Raw genomic sequence first — 19,591 nt, 5'->3', positions numbered from 1 at the left:
GTTCAGACTGATCTTCACCGCGTAGTACCCGTACCGGCGGCGCAGCAAGCCTTCCTTACGGATCAACTGGGACAGCTCGGCATAGTCCCGGCTGCCGACCTTCGCCGAGGTGTCGAGCGAAGTCATGTGCCACCACTTTCTTGGACGTGTTGTAACGACACCGGGTCTGGGGTGGCGTCAAACCTGTGAAGCTCGTTCAGCGCGTCACTTTCACCATACGCTAGTGGCGCGTGGTTCCTCTGCGGACGGCGTCAGGATCAGTTGCTCGAGTTGCCGAACGATGGTCGCCGGCGGAATCGCCTGCGGCTGGGTGAACACCGCGAGGAGGGTGTCCACCGACTGCTGGACCGTGAACCTCGTCCCGGCGTACTGCCTGCCGGCCGGCGGGAACGGTCCGCTGTCAATGGCCATGCGGATGCCCCAGGCGAGTGCCTCGGCGTTGTCCGGTTCGACGAGGACCACCCCGCCGCAGTCGGTCTCGGGGAGTCCGCCGTCGTCGGAGGCGACCACCCAGCAGCCCGTGTGCTGGGCCTCGATCGAGACGATGCCGAAGGTCTCGTGCCAGTACTGGCTGTTGGACGGCATCACCACGATGTCGTGGTCGGCCATCAACGCCGCCATCGCAGCCGGCGTCCTGCGGGCGGCCACCACGGAGATCCCGGGGTGTTCGCCGAGCAGCCGCTGGATGATCCTGCCCTGCGGCTTGTCCGCACCCGCGGTCGTCGCGGTGAACGTGAGGTCCACGTCCTGTTCGACGATGTCGATGTGGAGTGTTTCCAACAGGGTGTAGACGCCCTTCTCTGGGCTGAGCCGGCCGGCGAACAGGACCCGTGTCTTTTCGGTCGGTGCGTCCGGTCTGGACTGCGTGGCGAAGCACGGCTCGGCGAACGGATACACGACGTTGATGGTCGCGACGTCGACGTCCAGGTAGTCCGCCCACAGCACGGCGGCGTACCTGGAGGTGGCGATGAGGGCGAGAACCCTGGTTCCCTCGACGGCGAACGTCCTCTCCCGTTCCCGAATCGGGGGTGGGTTGTGCAGGATCAGGAACGCCGGGTTTCTGGTCGGCACCGGATGCGGTTCGTTGACGAAGACGACCGTGCCGTCGAGGTCGACGACCTCAGCGAGCGTGGACAGGGACCGGAACGGGATGTCGGTGAACTCGTCCCTGCCATCGTCGGCGCCGAGACCGACCGTGACCACCTGTGCCGGTATGCCGCGCCGGCTCAGTTCCCGGACCTGGCCGACTGTGTAGTTCTCGGAACCGCCGGTGCCGGCCGGCAGGGGATTCCCAGGGGACCAGATGAACGATATCAACCGCCGTACCTCCGTAGTGGACCGTGAATACGCGGACAGGACCCCGTGGCCGACCGTGCGCTGGTCGACTCGGGTGGTGTGCACGAGGGGGGACGATTGGGACCGGTGCGAGCCCGCGACGGGGCCGGCGGTTCGATCCTTCGGCGAACGCTCGAAACCAGGATGTCGGTGCGGACACACGCGACATTCGTGATGGTGAACGGGACAGCCACGCGGAGAGTAGCACTCGCGACCGAGCAGCGATCTCAGTTGAGGCGGGAGCTGGCGGGTGAGCATTGACGCCTACTTGCCGTTCAGCGGCATTTCACACGTCGGCGAGGTCGGGGTAGATGTCGAACACGCGGTCCAGCCCGGTGATCGTCAATGGCAGCAGCACGACGCGGGTGTGCGCGACCACGCACAGCCTGGTTCCCGCCGTCACCGCGGCAGCCCTGACGGTGACCAGGACGGTGAGACCGGCCGCTCCGAAGAAACCAACGTCGGTGAGGTCGACGACCAGTGGCGGGCCGGCGGGCCGCAGCCGGTCGAGGAGAGCGTGCTGCAACCGCGGGCCGGTGCAACAGTCCACCTCGCCACGCACCGTGATCACGACGGCACCGGAGGGGATCGACTGTGCGGTGGCGGTCATGAGCTCCACTCCTGGCTGTCGGCGCGGCAGAACGTTGGCGGCACGTGGCGGGCCGTCCGACGACACGGCCGGGTGGGCGCCGGTCATGGACTCGTCTGCTCGATCGGGGGCGGTTCGGGAACAGGCGCGGGATGCGGACGAGACTGTCCCTTCAGGACAATGCGTCGCGTGCCCATCGACCGTGCGCTGATGAGGTTCCGCGATCCCCACAACCGGCGCGATGCCCAGAATTGGATCGGTATGCGCCATGGGTCCTCCGGTCGGTTTGTAGTCAAACCGGGGTCCCGGGCATCTGTCCAATATGTTACGCCTCTCGACCGGAGAATGCTCTCAATCTCCAGTGAATTCGGCAGCACTATGCCCAACCGGGATTCTTACGTCTCGGTGCTGAGGCGCACCGTGCAGACGCAGCCCCGGTCGTGGCGTCCCACGGTGGTGGCGGCGCAGTAGCGGGCCGCGATCTGATCGTGTTCAGCCCACGGATGGCCGCATGCCGAGCAGGCGACGGCCGGTTGGCCGCCGGACGGCGATTCGGTGGTGTCCTGGTGCCTGCCATTCACTGCCATGCCGCTCCCGTTCGTCCTGTTCGTACTGTCGTGGACCGGCCACCGAGCTAGGAGGACAGGGACACGACGCGGTCGGCATGGACGGTCATCGCCTCGAGGACGGGCCCGCCGAAGGTGGTGGCCATCGCGACGTCCGCCGCGTCACGACCGCGACCGACGACCACCCGTCCAGCCCGGCGCACGTTGTTACGCGGATCGAAGGTCCACCAGCGGTCGCCGAGCCAGACCTCCATCCACGCGGCGAAGTCCATCGGCACCGCAGCGGGTGGCCCGTCGGCAGCGGGCAGGTAGCCGAACACGTAGCGCGCCGGGATGTTGAGCGCACGGCAGAACGAGATCGCCAAGTGCGCGAAGTCCCGGCACACACCGAAACCGCCGGCGTTGACGTCGGCCGCGGTACTCAGCGCGCTGGTACTGCCGTAACGGAAGCTCAGGTGCTCGTGCACATACGCGCAGATGGCCAGCACTCGCCGATATCCCCTCGGATGCGCGCCGAACCTGGCCCAAACCTCGTCGGCGAGCGTGTCGGGCAGGCAGTAGCGGCTCGGCAACGTGTACAGCAGCACCCGGTCGGGCAGGTCCTCCGGAGCGTTCTCGACAGCGTCGAGGTCGTGCTCCTCGGGTGCGCCGGACACCTCGACCGACGCGGCGTAACGCAGAGTGGAGAGGCCAGCCGGCAGAACCATCCGCATGCACGGGTTCCCATACAGGTCCTGGTAGTGGTGCATCGTGCTGGACGGATCGGCCATCCATGCCTCGGCCGCCACTCGCAGGTCGTGACATGGGCGTGGTTGGATCTGGAACACCGTCGGTGTCGCGATCTCGGCGCGGTAGGTGAACGTGCAACCGACATGGAGCCTCATGGCGGGACCTTCCAGGACGCCTGCGGTCAAGTGGACCCGCCGGTGATCCTGCTGTCCGCGCTGGTACGCGGTTCAGGGATGCGCTTTCCCGGTCGATCGCAGGCCAGCCGGTTGATCACACCCAACCGAGCTGCCAGCGCCTCGGACAGCGCCGGCAGTTCGGCGGCCGGGTCCCGCGAGCGGGGCCACCAAGCCCCGTCGACATAGCCCGCGTCCCTCGTTGTGGGCGCCGTTGGCTTCAACTTCACGCGCAGCGACTGCTCGGCCGTAGTGGCCTTGGAGGCGTAGGTACGATCACACGGTCCCGACGACATGTCGATGCTCCCGTCCCCGGTCCAGAGTGGACCGGACTGGGGTGGCCGACAACGATGTTGACTCGACCGCCAACACGCGGAATGCCATCGACACGCCGACCGTACCACGACGGGCCGCATTATGGCCGGCACACGGTCTGACCAGGGCGTTCGCCATCGGTCGACGTTCGTGGGATACCGTGGGTAAGGCCGGTTCGCCCTGGGACCCGACATCCCGTCGGTTACGAGTCTTCGTTCGTGTCCCGTCATCACCAACACCGATGTCCGCGACAACCCGGATGTCCACTTAGGCCGTTCAGCTGCCGGCGAATCACACATCAGAGCAGGAGCACACGAATGGCTCAGGGAATCATCAAATGGTTCAACGGCACCAAGGGGTTCGGCTTCATCGCACCCGCCGACGGCGGCGCGGAACTGTTCGTGCACCACTCGGAGATCCAGGACTACGAGTCCCACGGCCTCGCGGAGGACCAGCGAGTCGAATTCGAGGTCGGCGAGGGCCGCAAGGGCCCGCAGGCGATGTCGGTACGCGTGGTCTGACACTGGTTCTGACCCGCACACGGCAAGGCCCACGACAGCGCGAACGCTGCCGTGGGCCTTGCCGTGCTAGCGCCTGTTGACCTTCAGGACAACCGTCGTCGACGACGGGCTGTGGTTGGCGTCGCCGTCGTAGGCCACAGTCAGCTGCCACCTGCCGACGCCGAGGGTGGCGGTGTCGATGGCGACGGTGGCGCGTCCGTTCACCAGGGTCGCGCGGCCCACCTCGAGGTCACCGCCGGAGATGATCCGGACGGTTCCCGTCGTGGTGAACGGGCCGCCCTTCACCACGACCATGGCGCAGGCGTCGCCGCCCAGCTTGACCGTGTCCCGGTTGAGGGTGGCGGTCGTCGTGCTCGGGTCGAGGGTCTCGCGCGGCACGGCGATCGTGTTGATCTGCTCGACGTGGCCCGCGCGGTCGACGGCCCGGTACCGCACCGTCGTGGCGACATCGCCGAAGGACAGCGGCGAGGTGTATGTCGTCCAGGCCGAGGTGCCCACCTGGTACTCGACCCGCGCGACGCCGGAGGTGTCGTCCGCGGCCGCGATGGACACGGACCGGGCCGTGCCGTTCCACGAAGCTCGGCTGACCGGCGCCTGCGTGTCGACGTTGAGCTCGCGGGTCACCACGCTCGACACGTTCCCGGTGATGTCCGTCGCCCTGGCGGCCACCGTGTGCCTGCCGTCGGTCAGCGTCACCACGTCAGTGGTCCGCCAGCCGCCGTCCACGGCGATCTCGATGGACTGCACGCCGGTCTCGTCGGTGGCCGTGGCCTTCGCCTGGACCGGAACCGTGAACCAGTCGCCGGTCGGCGACGCGGGCGTCGTGCTCAACGACACCGTCGGGTCCAGGCTGTCGGTCACGATCACCGTCACCGTCGCGCGGACCACCTGGCCCGCGATCGTGCCCTCGACCTGGAACGAACCCCACGACCCGTACCGCGACGGGTCGACGTCGGCCCAGTCGACCGCGGTCGCGCGGGTCGAGCCGTCCGCGTAGGTCACGTCCACAGTGGACGGCAGCACCGGAGCAACACCCGCACGGGTCCGCACCGACACCGACCCGACCGACTCGGCCAGCAGGTTCGGCTGCAACGCCGCGCGGAGCGTGTCCAGCTCGGCCTGGCTGATCGGGATGACCGTGCCGTGCCGGGGGCTGCGCGGCAGCGCCGCGTCCGGAACCGACGTCCAGACACCCGAGGCGATGTCATCGGTCTGGAACGCCAGGTACCCCTGACCGCCGTGGTAGCTCGGCTGGTCGATCAACATGTGCCAGCGCCCGGGCACCACGTTGTCACGGAACACCGTCGGACCCTCGCCGCCGGTGAACGTCCCGCCCCACGGGTTGGGCTGGCCGACGCCGATGCGCTCGCGAACCAGGGACCACGGCGAGGACGTCGTGGTCGGCAGCGTCCCGGTGACCGGGGCCATCAGGTCGGTCGACTTCTCCTGCCGGACCGTCATGGACGCCTCGTCCTTGATGAACCGGTAGAAGGTGTCGCCGTCACGCACCACGGTCGCGTCGATCATGCCGAGACCGGTGCCCCGCTTGACGTCCACCCACGGCTTCGCCTCGCTGAACGTGCGGAAGTCGCGCGTGGTCGCGTACATCATCCGGTTGTAGGAGGTCCGGAAGTCGCGGGAGGCCACGTCGGTCGTCGGGTAGAGGTTCGACGCCCAGTAGACGACGTAGTTGCCCGACGCCTCGTCGTAGAACGCCTCGGGCGCCCAGGTGTTGCCGGCGAAGTCCGACGACACCTTGATCGTCCGTTGCTCCGACCAGTGCACCAGGTCGGTGGACTCCCACACCATCAGGTGCTTGCTGCCGGACTCCTGCGCCTCGCTGAAGTTGTTGCCGCCGAAGATCTTCAGGTCGGTCGCCAGCAGGTAGAACTTGTCGCCCTCGTGCGACCGGACGATGAACGGGTCGCGAAGGCCCCGCTCGCCCATGGTGGAGGTGAGCACGGGGCGGCCGTTGTTCAACTCGTCCCAGGACAGCGGGTCGTTCCCCTTCGACGCGGCGAAGTAGATCTTCTCGCCGTCCTCGGTGCTCTCACCGACGAAGTACGGGAAGAAGTACGCCTCGTGCGTCGCCGAAGCGGGCATCGGGAGCACGGTGACCGGGATCGTGCGGGTCGCCGTGCCGCCGCCCAGCGTGCCGGTGACGGTCAGGTTCACCGTCGCCGGCTCGCTGCCATGCGCGGGCCGGGTGATCTCGCCGGTGCTGGTCACGACGCTCTCGTTGCTCGACTGCCACGCCAGCGTCGCGCCGTAGGCGCCGGTGCGGGGAAGGGTGAGGTTCCCCCGAACACCGTCGGCGTCGGTCAGCGTGACGGCGTCGACCGCCGCCTGTGCCTTCGCCGCGACCCTCTCGGCCACCTCGGTGTCGGTCAGCGCCCGGTCGTAGACGCGGAAGTCGCGCAAGGAGCCCTTGAACGAGTTGTCCGCGGCGTAGGCCGAGCGTCCCAGCCAGTTGTACGTCGACGTGCCGTTCGGCTCGCCGATCGCACCGGGTGTGGCGGTGATGTTCGGGTTCTCGGCGACGAGGGTGCCGTCGACGTAGAGCCTCGCCCTGCCGGGCGTGGCCGTGCTGCCGCCCTTGACGGCGTAGGTGACGTGCTTCCACACGTCGGTCGGCAGCGCGGACGGGGCCGTCGCGCTCTGCTCGGTGTGGAAGCCGCTCTCGGCCATCGCGCCGCGCAGCTTGGCGTTCGAGTCCGAGCCGGTCACGAACAGGTACCCGTTGCCGTTCGGCCAGTTCTGCTGGTTGCCCAGGTTGAACATGAACCAGAAGCCGCGCAGGTCCGCGGCGACCGACACGTCGAAGTCGACGGTCACCTCGTCCAGCCCGCTCAGCAGGTTGTCCGGCAGCTTGATCGCGTTGCCCGTGCTGGCCGAGCCCCCGGTGAAGCCGAAGCCGTCACCGGAGCGCCAGGCCGCCGTGCCCTGCACGGCGCCGTCCTTGCCGTTGCCCGACGAGTCGGCGGCCACGGTGCCCGCCGTCTCGTCCAGCTTGTACCAGGCCACCAGGCCCGGTTCGACCGGTTCGGCCGCGTGGGCGGGCGCGGCGGTGAGCCCGCCGGCCACGAGTGCGGCACCCAGCAGCGCGACGATGGTCCGCTTCCGCATCCCGATCATCCTCTCCTCTGCTTGGTGACACGCAGGACCAGGCTGGTTTGCGAGGGCTTGTGCGCGCCGTCGCCGAGGTAGCGCACGACGAGGGTGTGGTCACCGATGCTCAGGCCGCTGGTGTCAAGCGACACCGTGGCGGTTCCGTTGGTCAAGGTCGCTGATGCCAGTGGCACGGACGACTCCAGGATTCGAATCTCGCCGGTCGGCGTCGTGCCGCCGGATGTGCTTACCTTCACGGTCAGCGGGAGGACGGTGCCCTGCTCGACCCTCGGCCTCGACGGCGACACCGTCGTCGTGGTCGACTTCAGCTGCGCCTGCTTCGCCGGCACCACAACGGTTCCGGGCTCCTCGACGTTGCCGAGCCGGTCGACCGCGCGGAACTGCACAGCGGTCTCGGCGTCGCCGACCACGACCGGAGCCGTGTACCGCTGCCAGTCGGCGGTGCCGATCCGGGTCTCGATCCGGTCGACCCCGACGCCGGAGTCCGCGGCACGGACCGCGACGGTGCGCGCGGCACTGTCCACAGTGGCGTTGGAGACCGGCGCGACGCTGTCGATGCCAAACGTGACGGGACGGATCACACCGACGTTGCCCGCCGCGTCCACGGCGCGGACCTCCACGGTGTGCTGGCCGTCGCCGCTGACAGCCACCTTGGCGTCGGCGTTCGACACCCACGCGCCGCTGTCGACGCGGAACTCGATCCGGTCGAGTCGACGGTCGTCGGTGGCGGTCGCCGACACGGTGACCGGGTCGCCGTACCAGCCGTTGACCGTCGTGCCCTGCAGCGTCACGTCATCGACGACCGGAGCGACCCCGTCTGTCGTGTGCATCCGCAGGAACGTGACCGAGTGCGCGGGGAAGTCGTAGCTGAAGTCGTTCGACAGCCCGCTGACCTGCCGGGTAGAAGGCACCAATTTGGTCGGGTTGGCCTTGGTGTTGGTGTCGCCGGGCGCGCCGGTCATCTGGGTGACCTCGCCGGTGGGCAGCACTCCCGCGTCCGAGACCGTGACCCGCGTGCGGACGGTCTCGGCCGAGGTGTTGACCACCTTGGCCACGATGTCGCCGCTCGCCTTGTCCCGCGTGACGACCTGGAACAGCTTCTCGTCCGCGCCGGACTCGTAGGTCATCTGCAGCTGGTCGTTGAGGTACAGCGAGATGGTGTTGCCCGCGACGACGATCTTCACGTGGTAGGTCGCGCCGGTGTCCACGCTGTGGCCCTCGACGGACTTGACCTCGACCGCGCTGCCGCCGGAGGCCTTCTGCAGCACCGACCGGGTGTTGTTCCAGCCGCCGAGGTTCCACCAGTAGAAGTCGTTGGTGCCCTTGGCACCGAACCCGATGAGGAAGCCCTCGGCGCCGGAGATCTTCCTGGCGTCGAGCTCGAGGGTGTAGTTCGTCCAGTCCTTTGTGTACGCCTCGTCGATGATGCTGCGGGCGTCGGTGGTCGTGGCGGACGACTGGACGTACTCGCCGCCTGAGACGGCCCAGCTGCCGGCGACCGGGTTCCACTGGTCGCCGTTCGCGAAGTCGTCGGAGAACAGCGTCTCACCGCCCGCGTTGGCGGTGACCCGGACGTTGTCGTAGGCGGCTGCGGTGTTCCAGGTGGACAGGAAGACGCCGCCGTCGACGACCGACTGGTTGACCGAGCCGTTGAAGGTGCTCGGCACGACCTCGTCGCCGACGTTGTTGCCGAACATCTTCTGCACCTCCCAGTTGGGGGTGTTCCATGACTCGTCGTTGTCGAACCAGATGGCGTCCGGGTTCCACTGCACGTTCGCCTCGTTGGACAGCAGCGGCGCGTAGGACGCCAGCCGGACCACGTCGGCGTTCCGCTGCAGGCCCGTCATGTACGACGCTTCGACCAGGGCGTTGTAGAACGTGTTGCCGCGCGAGGCGTACTCGCCCAGGAACACCTTGGGGCCGTTGCGGTCGTAGCCGTCATAGCGGTGGTTGTGCAGCAGGAACCAGTCGGGGTCGTTGTAGTAGTGCTCGTCGACCATGTCGACGTTCTGGCCGCGGTTGTAGTCCCACAGGGTCTCGAACCGCGCGCCCGCGTCGTCCGGGCCGGAGTTGGAGATGATGGTGATCTCGGGGTACCGGGCCTTGACGGCGTCCCGGAAGGCCGGGAAGTTCGCCTCGAAGGTGGTGGTGTTCTCCTCGTTGCCCAGGCCGATCATCTTCAGCCCGAACGGCTCCGGGTGACCGAGCGCGGCCCGCTTGGCGCCCCACTCGGTGGTGACGTCGCCGTTGGCGAACTCGATGAGGTCGACGGTGTCGTCGACCCAGCGGGCGATCATCGCCGGGTCGTGCATCTCCGGGATGGTGCTGCCGCAGCCGTTGGCGCCCACCGACAACACGGGCAGCGGCTCGGCGCCGAGGTCCTCGGCGAACTTGAAGTACTCCAGGTAGCCGATGCCGTAGGACTGGTTGTAGCCCCAGAAGTTCCAGTTGGTCGGCCGCTCCTCGACCGCGCCGATGGTTTCCTTCCACTGGTAGGTGCGGCGACGGTCGGTGTAGCCGCTCTCCTCGTAGGTGCGGAACGTGCCGACGTTGGTGACACAGCCGCCGGGGAAGCGCAGGAAGCTCGGCTTCATCGCGGCGATCTTCTCGGCCAGATCCTTGCGCAGCACCGACGTGCCGTTCACCGGGCCGACCCAGCGGTCCTGCGGCATGAGCGAGATCATGTCGAGGCCGACGACGGACGCCGCGCCAGCGGTGACGACCAGCCGGGCCGCGTCGGTCGTCGCGGTGGCGGTCAGTGTCACCCGGTACTGCCTCCAGGTGTCCGAACCGTCGACGGCCACGCCGCCGTCGGCGTAGGTGACGGTGCCGTCCGCGCTGACCAGGCGGATGGCCAGGTCCTGGGCGGTCGTGGTCCGCGCCCACACCGAGGCGTCGTACCTCGCGCCATCCCTGACCGCGAAGCCGCGGTTGTAGCCGAGGTTGCGCAGACCGTCACCCGCACCGTCGGCGATCAGCCGGAAGTGGTTGCGGTTCATGGCGTTGAGGCGGGTGTCGTCGTTGACGACAAGCGCTTGCGGGGCCGCGCCGCCACCGTTGACGATCTCCCAGCCGGTCATGCCGGTGAACCTCGAGTTGTCCGAGGAGTTGAACTCGAACGAGCGGTTGCGCACCAGCTCGGCGTAGAGGCCGCCGTCGGCGGCGTAGTTGATGTCCTCGTAGAAGATGCCGAACATCGTGCCGCTGATCTGCGCGGCGGCCGCGTCACCGTCGATGGCCAGCTCGGCGTTGGACGTGCTGACCTGGGCGAGCTTGAAGTGGACGGCGGAGGCCTTGTCGCCGAACACCAGCGGGCCCGTGCCGCCCGCGTAGCCGGTGCCCTCGGCGTCACGCAGGAAGAGCTCGCCGCCCGCGGCGTCGGTCAGCCGCACGGGCGATGCCGCGTCGCCGGTCTGGCCGAGCGCGAGGCGTCCGTCGGTGACGACGACCGGACGGTCGTCCTCGGCGGTGCGCAGGTGGACCGTGCCGTCGGCCTGGGCGGCCGCGGTGAAGACCAGTGTGGACAGTGGCGGCTCTGGCGAGAGAGCCAGTCCGGCCTCGGTCTCGACCAGGTGGGCGCCCGCGGCGTCCTTGATCGAGAACGTGCCGCTTGGCTGGATGTCCCGGCCCGGGGCCGCGGTGACCCGGAAGTCGTCGAACGCGGCGTCGAGCGTCGTGCCGTCGAGCGCGCCGAGGGCGTAGACGCCGACCTGGGTCGTCTGGAACCCGGCGGTGACCGTCGAGGCGTCCACCCACGTTCCGGCGGCGTCCTTGTACCGGGTGGTGATGGTGTCGCCGACCCGCTGCAGCTGCAGCGTCTCGCCGGTCGAGGCAGGCCGGTCGACGAACCGCTCCGCGCGGAACGCGGCGGCGGTCTCGATGTCGTTCTCGATCGCGATCCCGGACGCGGCCAGTGGGCCCACGAAGGTCAGGCCGGAGCGGACGTAGTTGTCCATGTCCTGCCAGGCGATCAGCCCGGCGCCCTGGTAGGTCTTGGCGACCGGGGCCCGCACGGCCACCTCGGCGGTGAAGTCGCCAGCCGGGATGTCGACCATGAACACGTTCCTGGCCGTGTTGACCGCCTGGTAGGTGTCACCGGTCTGGCCGGTGACCCGCAGCGATCCGTCGAGGAGGGACCAGGCGCCCGGGTCCTCGTTGACGATCTCCCACTCCGGCCGGAGTGTCGTCGAGGCGAAATCGTCCGCCCAGGTCTCTCCTTCGACAGCCCCCGCGCTGGGGGCGGTCGCCGCGGAGAGCGTGACCCCGATGGAGACCGGCAGAGCCGCGGCCACCAGGGCACTGATCCACCGTCGGCCGGGTCTTCCGACCGACCGCTGCGCTGTCGTCATGAGGGGTGCTCCACTCTGAGTTCCACCACCGTAGGGATAAGGCCAGCTTTACCACCGGGGAGTGTGAGCGTTAACAGTTGCGACCGTCAAGAGATGGTTCCCAACCGGTAGACACGGTGGTGGGCTGCGAGGGAGCCTGTGGTGAGCGCTCACAGGAAGGCCCCTGACAGCGCGACAGCTGTCAGGGGCCTTCCCAGTCGTCCACCGGGATACGTCAGCCTTGCTTGGCGCGGCGTTTTCGGGTGATCAACGCGAGTGTCGCGCCCGCGGCGAGGAGCAGGACACCGAGGAAGATCATCCACGGTAGGCCGGACACACCGGTGGTGGCCAGCGAACCCGTGTGTTTCACGGGCGGGGCCGAGGTTGTCGTCGGCGGTTCGGACGTCGGCGGTGTCGACGTCGGTGGCGCCTCCGGGATGTGAACGCCAGCGTCAATCGTGTGGTCGACGCCGCCTGGGGTGGCCGGCGCAGTGACGGGCGCGAATCCGTTGCACAGTTGGCCGGTGGTCGGCAGGGGCACATTGGAGTCGTGCACCCGGTCGGTGTCGACCAGCGGGAGCGTGAACCGAAGGTCGGTAGCCTGCGGCTGGCCCGGCACCTTGCTGGTGTCCGCGGTACACACGTTGAACTGCACGGTGTACTCCGCACCAGGAGTGAGCTGGTAGGCGGCGCCGACACCACCGAAGTAGTACTCGCCTGCGGCATCGGTCCTGGTCGTGGCCACCTGCTTACCGGCGGAGTCCAACAGGTTGACCGTCGCGCCCGGTAGGCGCACGTCCGCCGGGTCCTGGGTGCCGTTGCGGTCGCCGTCGAACCACACCAGGTTGCCGATCTGAATCGGCGCGTTCGCCGCCTGGTAGGCGATCGCTCCGAGCCCGCCTGCCTTGCCGAACCCGTTGTTCGGGTTCCGGCCGACGAACTCGTATGCGTTGGCGGAAGGGTTGTTACCGGGTCCAACCCCGGTCTCGACGTGGTAGTAGCCGGTCCCGTTGGTGGCGACGTTGACCGTCGGGTCCATCTGCGTGCTGACGACCCATTGCTGCTGCGGAATGTAGGCAACCGCCCCCTGCGCGGCTTCCTGGTGTGCTGCGGGCTGCCGGAAGAAGTCACCAGGGAAGTACTCGACCACATCGCCGTCCTGGCCGCCGACGGTGTCGTTGTTCGCGTGGTCGGGGCAGTTCCCGGTGCCTTCCCAGGAGAACCCACCGTTGGGATTCACGCAGGCCATGTTGACGTCACCACCGGAAAAGCCGTTCTGCGGGGTGTTCCTGCCCGGACGCGGGTCCAGCCCACCCCAGCCCACTGTGTCCATGAACCGGTCGCGGAAGCCGAGGATCATCGACCCGTCACGCGTGAAGGCCACGCTGGCCAGTTGCGGCTGCGGACTGATCAGCGCACCGTTGCCGTTCACGTCGTGGTCGTCCCAGCTCGACAGGTCCGTGTTCCACGGGTTCCAGCTGTCGGTCTGGCCGGGAACGGACTGGTTGGTGAGGACCTCGCCGCGCTTGAAGTCGAGCGGCTGGGTCAGCACCGTGGTGAACTGTGTGCCGTCGTAGGTGTAGACGACAGCCTGCAGGTCTTCGCTGTCCTGCGTGCTTTCCGCGCTGCACACGCCACCGACGTACAGGGTGTTGTCGTGTGTGGCGACAGAGAACGGCCGCCAGTCGGTGGGCACCGCGCAGCCCGGGTCCGGGATCGGCACCGTGGCTTTGGGTGCTGAGGCGGTGGCCCCGGTGGCGTCGAAGCTGACCAGGGTTCGGGTCAGCAGGTTCACCGCGTACAGCGTGGTCCCGTCCTCCGACAGAGCCAGGCCGCCGATGCTTTCCTTGCCCGGCACGCTGACGAACCCGGCGTCCTTGATCATGTTGCTGGTGTCGTGGGGTGTCACCACGGCGCCCGGCACCTTCGCGAACAAGGTCGGCGCACTTCCACCGTCGACCGGCACGGTGTAGATCGCGTCCCCACCATCCGGCCCGTACAGGGCGTGCCGTCGGGCGAACGAGCTCTGGAACAGCTGGCGCCGGTACTTGTCGTAGGCCAGCCCGAACGTCGTGCCCACCTGGGCCTGGGTGGCGAGCGTGGTTGGGCACGCGACGTCGTCAGGGCACGTACCGCGGGTGTTCACCCCGAACGCCACCAATGCCCGGGTGTCCTCCCCGTTGGCAGCGGTCTGGATCGGCACGAAGTACCGGGTGTCCGGCAGGGCGTAGTCGGCGGGGTTCCAGACCCCGGTGATCACCGAGTCGTCCTTGTCGCCCGACACGTCCACGAAGGTGGTGAAGCTGTCGAAGTGGTTGGCCGCCGTCGAGGCGGGCGCCGCCCGCAGATAGTTGCTGTAGGGCGCCGGGACAGTGACATCGACGCGGTAGTGGCCGCCGGTCAGTTCGGTGGACGGCGGCACCACGACCCTTCCGGTGGCATCGGTGGTGCCGGTGACGTGACGGCCTTCACGGTCGGAGACGTCGATTCGCATGCCCTGCTGCGGCACGTCCATGGTCGTGTTGATCACGCCGGTGCCGAAGAAGTCCCTTAACACCTGGACCGTCAGCGTGCCGTCGGTCGGCGACGCGGCTGCTGTCCCCGCTGTCGCTCCGGTGATGGCGCTGCTCACCAACAACAGACCAGCCAACCCCACCCGCGCCAACCAACTCATCTGTGTCCGGGCTTTCCGGCTCATCTATATCCCCTTGTGAAAGTTGTCACGAACCGTCATAGACAACCAGAACAACGTCCCTTCCATGTGCCGGAAGGTGGGTGAATCAGGGGGTGAATCAGCTGACCTGTTAGCGTCGCGCGGCGTGCGAAGCATGAGATTCCAGTGGCGTTTCCCGCGGCACCGATGGCTGCGGCCGCGGGGCGTGATAATTGTCATGGGTATCGTGGCGATCGGCGTGACCACATTCCTGATCGTTGGTAACGATTCAGGGCCTACCGGGCCGCGTGCGTTGACCTCGGATGAGGTGAACCGGTTGGCGATCACGCGATTTCGCAACTACGAGACGGAAGGCCGCGCGGTGACGATCACCGTGCCGAGCACCGCTGGTGAACTGGTCATCACCGGGTCGGTCGACTACCGCGCCAAAATCGGTTACGGCGTCGTGCACGGGACCGGGCGGGATTCGTCCAGTGACGGGCTGATTCAGTGGAACAACGCCACCGTGTTCTTCCACCCGATGGACGCCGCCCCGGCGGAGGCCCCCGCGTCGCCGCCGGGGCCGAACTGGCATCGCCGTTCACTGCAAACGACCGGGAGCTCACTGGACAGTTCGTTGCTCATCGTGCTCAGTCTTGGTAGCGACCGGCCGGACAACGCCGAACTACTGCCACAGAACGGCGCTGCCTGGGTCGGTCATGACCAGGTGGACGGCCGTCAGGTGGACGTCATGACCGGGCCGGGCGCTCGCGGCAAGCCCGGTAGCGCCGGAAACGTTCGCTACTGGATCGACTCGGAGGGCACCATGTACCGGGTTCAGGCCAGTGTGGCTTCCGCGCCGCGGCCGGTGGTCATCGACTTCGACACGCGGGAGTACGTTCCGGTTCAACCGGTACCCGGCCTCACCCCGACGCGGTAGCGGTCAGGACGTCCGCACCAGCGCGCCATCGGCCAGCAGAGACGTTGCCGGCAAAAGGATTCCCGTGATGTCCGGTAGCGCCGGAACGGCCGGAACAGCGGTGGCGCCCGCGGTGGTGGCATTCGGGAACTGCGGTTGCGGGGCGGGCGCGGCCACGTCGGTGAACGGGATACCGCGAGGCGGCTCGGGCCACGTCCACGTGCCCGACGGCGCGGCCGAGGCGTCGGCAACCGGACAGGACGCGGTCGTCGCGAGCTGGGTGGGCACCGTCGTCGCGAGATCGTTGCCCCTCAAGCAGTTACCCCGTCCCTGTGTTGCGGTGGGGAACGTCCAGCCGACGTCGACCCCGTTGCCAGCGAAGGTGTTCTCCACGATCTGGTTGCCGTTCGGCGGTATGTCGGCGGTCGCGGTGATCACCAGTCCGACGTTGACATTGCCGGCGATCCGGTTGCGGGCGACCTGGTTGTCACTGCCGCCGTCGATGCCGATGCCGATGCCCCATCCGCCGTCGGCCTGTTCAGGGGTCGAATCCTGCTGGTTGGCCTCGATCAGGTTGCCGGCGACGATGGCTCCCTGTTGCGGGAGCAGCTTTTCCTGGTGGTCGGAGTTGGTGGTGAGCCCGACCCGGTTACCGACAAGACGGTTACCGACCACGTACATCTCGCCGCTGGCGTTGGTGCCTTCGTAGCCGACCGCGTTGAGTTCGGCGATGTTGTCCCGCACCACGATGCGACAGGGCTTGCACTGTCCGACATAGATCCCCGAGTCAGCCGAGCCGGACGCGTACGAGTGCTCGATGACACCGTCCTGCGCGGAGAACGCGTAGATGCCGTACAGCCCGTTGCGGGTGGCGGTCACGTGGGAGACCAGGAACGACTTCAGGAAGGTGACCGGCTCGTCGCCGGTGTCGTAGCCGCCGTCCCCCGGAGTTCCGGCAGCCGCCTTCGCCGAACCGGTGACCAGGACTCCGTTGTGCGTGTTGTTCTTCACGGTCAGGTTCTCCACGGCCACCCCGGGCGCGGTGACGACAATGCCGTTCGGCTGCCGCAACCGCCCGTCGATGACGACCTTTTCCCGGGATTCGCCGCGAAGGGTGATTTTCGCTGTGGTGATTTTCACGGCCTCGTGGTACACGCCCGGCGCGACCAATACGAGGTCACCGGCCTTGGCGAGGGACACCCCGGCGGAAATCGTCGGGGCGTCGGCCGGCACCCGGATTGTCACATGCGCACCGGCCGGCCTTCTGCCCTGACCCGATTCGTCGCCACCCGCACCACAGCCGGCCAGTACGAATGTCACTGTGCCCAGCACCGCCACAATCACGCGACAACCGAAACGAGGCATGCTCCCCAGTTTGTCATGGTGCCCGGATTGACTCGCGGTAGGGCGGATATGGCACTCTCCACATCGTGGGCCGAGCCGAATATCACCCGTCACGCCGCGCGTTTCTCGGTGCCACCGCGACCGCGGCGGCCGTCGGCCTCACCGCGGCGTGCGAATCGGGTTCCGCCCAGCCGAGCAGACGCGGTGCCCCTGCGCCGGTGTCGCCAACGGGCCCTCATCAGGCCGGGATCACGCTCCCGCGAGAAGCGCAGCCCAACCTGCTGGCCGTCGTGGCCGACCTCGCTGACGGCGTGGCTGTTGGCCCGTTGCTCGCCGAACTGGGCGAGGCCGTCCGCACGCTCACCGCGGGGACCGACGCACGACTTCTCGGCCTGCCGCCGGGCGATCTCACCGTGACGATCGGGGTGGGTCCCCGACTGGTGCGCATGGCAGGTCCTTCCCTACCCGGCACAGCGGACCTCCCGGAGTTCTCGCGCGAGCAGGTCGATCCGCGGGCACGTGGCGGTGATCTGCTGGTACAGATCTGTGCCGGCGACCCCACCGTCATACCGATCGCCGCCGCCGCGCTCCTGCACCAGGCCGGCGACCGGATCCGCGAACGCTGGCGGCAGTCCGGACGCCGCGGTACGACCGTTCCTGTGGCACAGGGCGTGACCGCGCCACGAAACGTACTCGGTTTCATCGACGGCATCGTGGGTCCACACACGACCGTCGAACAGCGACGAGATCTGTGGCTGGCCGGGCCGGCTCCGGTCGCCCGCGGCACCATCGCCGTGCTCCGGCGCATGGAACTCGACCTGTCGCGGTTCGCCGCGTTGCCCGTCGCCACCCAGGAGGCGGTCTTCGGTCGACGTCGAGACACCGGCACACCCCTCTCCGGCGGCGCCATCGCCGCCGACCCGAACCTCGGTGCCAAGACGCCGGAGGGGCGCTATCTCATCCCGGCGGACGCCCACATCCGCAGAGCGCACCCCAACGTGGTCGGTGTCGGCCTCATGCTGCGCCGCTCCTACAACATCGACGAACCCGCTCCCGGCCTGCTGTTCATCAGCTTCCAGAACGACATCCGAACATTCACCAACACGCTCACCCACATGGACAACTCCGATGCGCTGCTGGGGTTCACCACCACCACCGCCAGCGCGAACTTCCTGATACTCCCCGGGTTCGACCAACAACGTCCGTTGGGTGCCACGCTCTTCCCCTAGAGCACGCCGAGTTCGTAGGCCCGCATCAGCGCGCCCTCGCGGCTGGACGCGCCAAGCTTGCGGTAGGCGCTTTTCACCTGCGTGCGCACGGTGTTGACGGACACGACGAGCTTGCGCGCGGCCTCCGCGATGGTCAGGCCCGCGTCCAGTTCGCTGAGGACCACCTGCTCGCGGGTGGTCAGCTCCACCAGCTCGACGCGTTCCGGGAACACCGGACGGGCCCGCGCCAGACGCTGTGCCGCCTCGTCCGTCAGGGGCAGGTCCCCCAGCTGGAACAGGTCATCGCGGTCAGCCGGCGACAACGAGGCAAGCGAGAGCACGTCATCGGGCGTGCGCACGCGCCCGACCAGCTCGACCGACTGGCGGGCCTCGTCCTTGTCACCCATACGCAGCGCGGCGATCGCCCTGAGGAGCAGTATCTGCCTGGCGTCCCGGCGCGATGTGGTTTCGTGCCATGACGTCCGCGAGGCCATCGCACGGACCGCCTCGTACTCGCCGTTGAGCAGTCGGAGTCGGGCGGCGGGCAGTGTCAGCCACGATGTCTGGGGGTCCGCCTCCTTGATCACGCGGAGCGCGCGGGTCGCCTGACCGGTGGCGATCAGCAGCTCGACGTGCGCGCGTCGCAGCACCCGGACGGCGGTGCCCTGTTCGACGAGCGCGGGCGCGTGACTGAGCCTGAGTGTTCCCAGGTGGGCGAGCGACGCGTCCGGGTCGCCGAGGTACAGCCCGTGCGCGAGCACCAGTGCCGCGACGAAGGGCCAGACCTCCAGCTGCTTCGTACCGTCCCCGGTGATCTCCAGGCACTTCTCGAGATGCACCTCGTCGTAGCGGTCCAGCGCGTCCCAGCCCTCGCCGATCGTCCCACCCACCGTCAGCAGGAACTGGACCCGCTGGGATGGCGACTCAAAGCTCCGCATCCGGTCAAGCCACTGCCGCGCAAGGGCACCGTGACCGAGATAGCCGAAGATCATGGCGAGATTCGCGGCCGCGTTGAGGGTCGTGGCCGCCGTTATCGGCTCAACCGGCGCATGTTCGTACGCCTGGCGGTACAACTCGACCGCGGCCGGGAAGTCGTCCATCAACGAACGCGTCAGACCTCGCTGCATGGTGAGCCAGGCGGGGCGCGGTACCCCCTCGACGCCGGGCAGCGGGCTGAGCTGCGCGGCGCGAGCTGTCAGGCGCTGCCCCAACTCCTCGGCCTCGCGGCATGCTCCCTGCATACGCAACCCGATCATCGCCGCGCTGCCGACCGTGACGAGCGTCGCGAACGAGGTCTCGTTCGCGATGTCCATCGCCGCCGCCAGACGGGTACCAAGTTCCGTGAAGTGGCGCAGATGCGGCCGGAGTTCGGTGACGTTGGGTTGGTTGGCCGCGTAGTAGGCGCTGATCCACGCGATCATCAGGCGCGGGCGAGCACGCAGCTCCTCGTCCGGCACCTCGCCAAGCACGGCAAGCAGCTGACCAGCGAGCTCACCCTCCACAGCGAGGATATGCAGGTCGCACAAGGCTTCGAGCGCGTTCCAGTCGCGATCCTCGGCGATCCTGGCCAGCGTCGCCGGCAAGTCGGCCGCGGGCTGCGTTCCGTGCGGCACCGTCTCTGCCTCCCCCAGGCCAGCCGATGAATCTCGCGCAAGTATGCGGTGCTCGGGTCTGCCCGCCCCGCTCACTCCAGTGGACAGGACATCAGCCTGGCACGCAGAAGTAGTAGCCGTCATGTCCGACAACCGGGTGAACTTGCCCCCCATAAGGGTCAACGGGTGA

At 68.1% G+C, this 19,591-nt stretch carries 13 protein-coding genes; 3 read left to right on the top strand and 10 right to left on the bottom strand.

From position 1 onward, the window contains the following. Positions 1 to 210: 210 nt before the first annotated feature. From VF106_RS27450 to VF106_RS27430, 5 genes are all read right to left on the bottom strand, one after another. The gene (locus VF106_RS27450) at positions 211 to 1,317 is read right to left on the bottom strand and encodes a glycosyltransferase family 4 protein (RefSeq protein WP_330842743.1); all 1,107 of its coding nucleotides are present in this window, start codon (positions 1,315 to 1,317) and stop codon (positions 211 to 213) included. Positions 1,318 to 1,621: 304 nt separating this feature from the next. Then, positions 1,622 to 2,032, bottom strand: a complete 411-nt coding sequence (locus VF106_RS27445; RefSeq protein ID WP_330842742.1) for an STAS domain-containing protein — start codon at positions 2,030 to 2,032, stop codon at positions 1,622 to 1,624. Between the two features lie 287 nt (positions 2,033 to 2,319). Beyond that, positions 2,320 to 2,511, bottom strand: a complete 192-nt coding sequence (locus VF106_RS27440; RefSeq protein ID WP_330842741.1) for an RGCVC family protein — start codon at positions 2,509 to 2,511, stop codon at positions 2,320 to 2,322. 47 nt (positions 2,512 to 2,558) lie between these two features. Beyond that, the gene (locus VF106_RS27435; protein ID WP_330842740.1) at positions 2,559 to 3,374 is read right to left on the bottom strand and encodes a transglutaminase-like domain-containing protein; all 816 of its coding nucleotides are present in this window, start codon (positions 3,372 to 3,374) and stop codon (positions 2,559 to 2,561) included. A 26-nt stretch (positions 3,375 to 3,400) separates the two neighbouring features. Next, complete coding sequence (locus VF106_RS27430; RefSeq protein WP_330842739.1) at positions 3,401 to 3,688, bottom strand: DUF5994 family protein; 288 nt, start codon at positions 3,686 to 3,688, stop codon at positions 3,401 to 3,403. A 336-nt stretch (positions 3,689 to 4,024) separates the two neighbouring features. Between VF106_RS27430 and VF106_RS27425 the strand changes: the two genes are divergently transcribed. Further along, the gene (locus VF106_RS27425) at positions 4,025 to 4,228 is read left to right on the top strand and encodes a cold-shock protein (protein WP_330842738.1); all 204 of its coding nucleotides are present in this window, start codon (positions 4,025 to 4,027) and stop codon (positions 4,226 to 4,228) included. 66 nt (positions 4,229 to 4,294) lie between these two features. Here VF106_RS27425 and VF106_RS27420 read toward each other — a convergent pair whose 3' ends face one another. The 3 genes from VF106_RS27420 to VF106_RS27410 all read right to left on the bottom strand — a co-directional run bounded on the left by VF106_RS27420 (position 4,295) and on the right by VF106_RS27410 (position 14,383). Then, entirely contained in the window at positions 4,295 to 7,354 is a 3,060-nt protein-coding gene (locus VF106_RS27420) for an OmpL47-type beta-barrel domain-containing protein (protein ID WP_330842737.1), read from the bottom strand. A gap of 5 nt (positions 7,355 to 7,359) precedes the next feature. Further along, entirely contained in the window at positions 7,360 to 11,706 is a 4,347-nt protein-coding gene (locus tag VF106_RS27415) for an alpha-L-arabinofuranosidase family protein (RefSeq protein WP_330842736.1), read from the bottom strand. Between the two features lie 214 nt (positions 11,707 to 11,920). After that, entirely contained in the window at positions 11,921 to 14,383 is a 2,463-nt protein-coding gene (locus VF106_RS27410; RefSeq protein WP_330842735.1) for an SdrD B-like domain-containing protein, read from the bottom strand. 19 nt (positions 14,384 to 14,402) lie between these two features. Here VF106_RS27410 and VF106_RS27405 point away from each other — a divergent pair, with 19 nt between their 5' ends. Then, positions 14,403 to 15,278, top strand: a complete 876-nt coding sequence (locus VF106_RS27405) for a hypothetical protein (RefSeq protein WP_330842734.1) — start codon at positions 14,403 to 14,405, stop codon at positions 15,276 to 15,278. Between the two features lie 3 nt (positions 15,279 to 15,281). Here VF106_RS27405 and VF106_RS27400 read toward each other — a convergent pair whose 3' ends face one another. After that, on the bottom strand, positions 15,282 to 16,622 hold the full coding sequence (locus VF106_RS27400) for a right-handed parallel beta-helix repeat-containing protein (protein WP_414639069.1): 1,341 nt from the start codon (positions 16,620 to 16,622) through the stop codon (positions 15,282 to 15,284). Positions 16,623 to 16,687: 65 nt separating this feature from the next. On the opposite strand from VF106_RS27400, the gene VF106_RS27395 reads away from it, so the two are divergent. Continuing rightward, a complete protein-coding gene (locus VF106_RS27395) occupies positions 16,688 to 17,830 on the top strand; it encodes a Dyp-type peroxidase (RefSeq protein ID WP_330842732.1) in 1,143 nt (380 codons plus the stop codon). Here VF106_RS27395 and VF106_RS27390 read toward each other — a convergent pair. Beyond that, entirely contained in the window at positions 17,827 to 19,422 is a 1,596-nt protein-coding gene (locus tag VF106_RS27390) for a helix-turn-helix transcriptional regulator (protein WP_330842731.1), read from the bottom strand. The genes VF106_RS27395 and VF106_RS27390 overlap by 4 nt on opposite strands. Between the last annotated feature and the right edge of the window lie 169 nt (positions 19,423 to 19,591).

This window comes from Actinophytocola sp. (assembly GCF_036378875.1).
Classification (GTDB): domain Bacteria; phylum Actinomycetota; class Actinomycetes; order Mycobacteriales; family Pseudonocardiaceae; genus Actinophytocola.
Note: the sequence above shows the minus strand (reverse complement) of the source record. Positions and strands in the feature narration are given on the sequence as shown.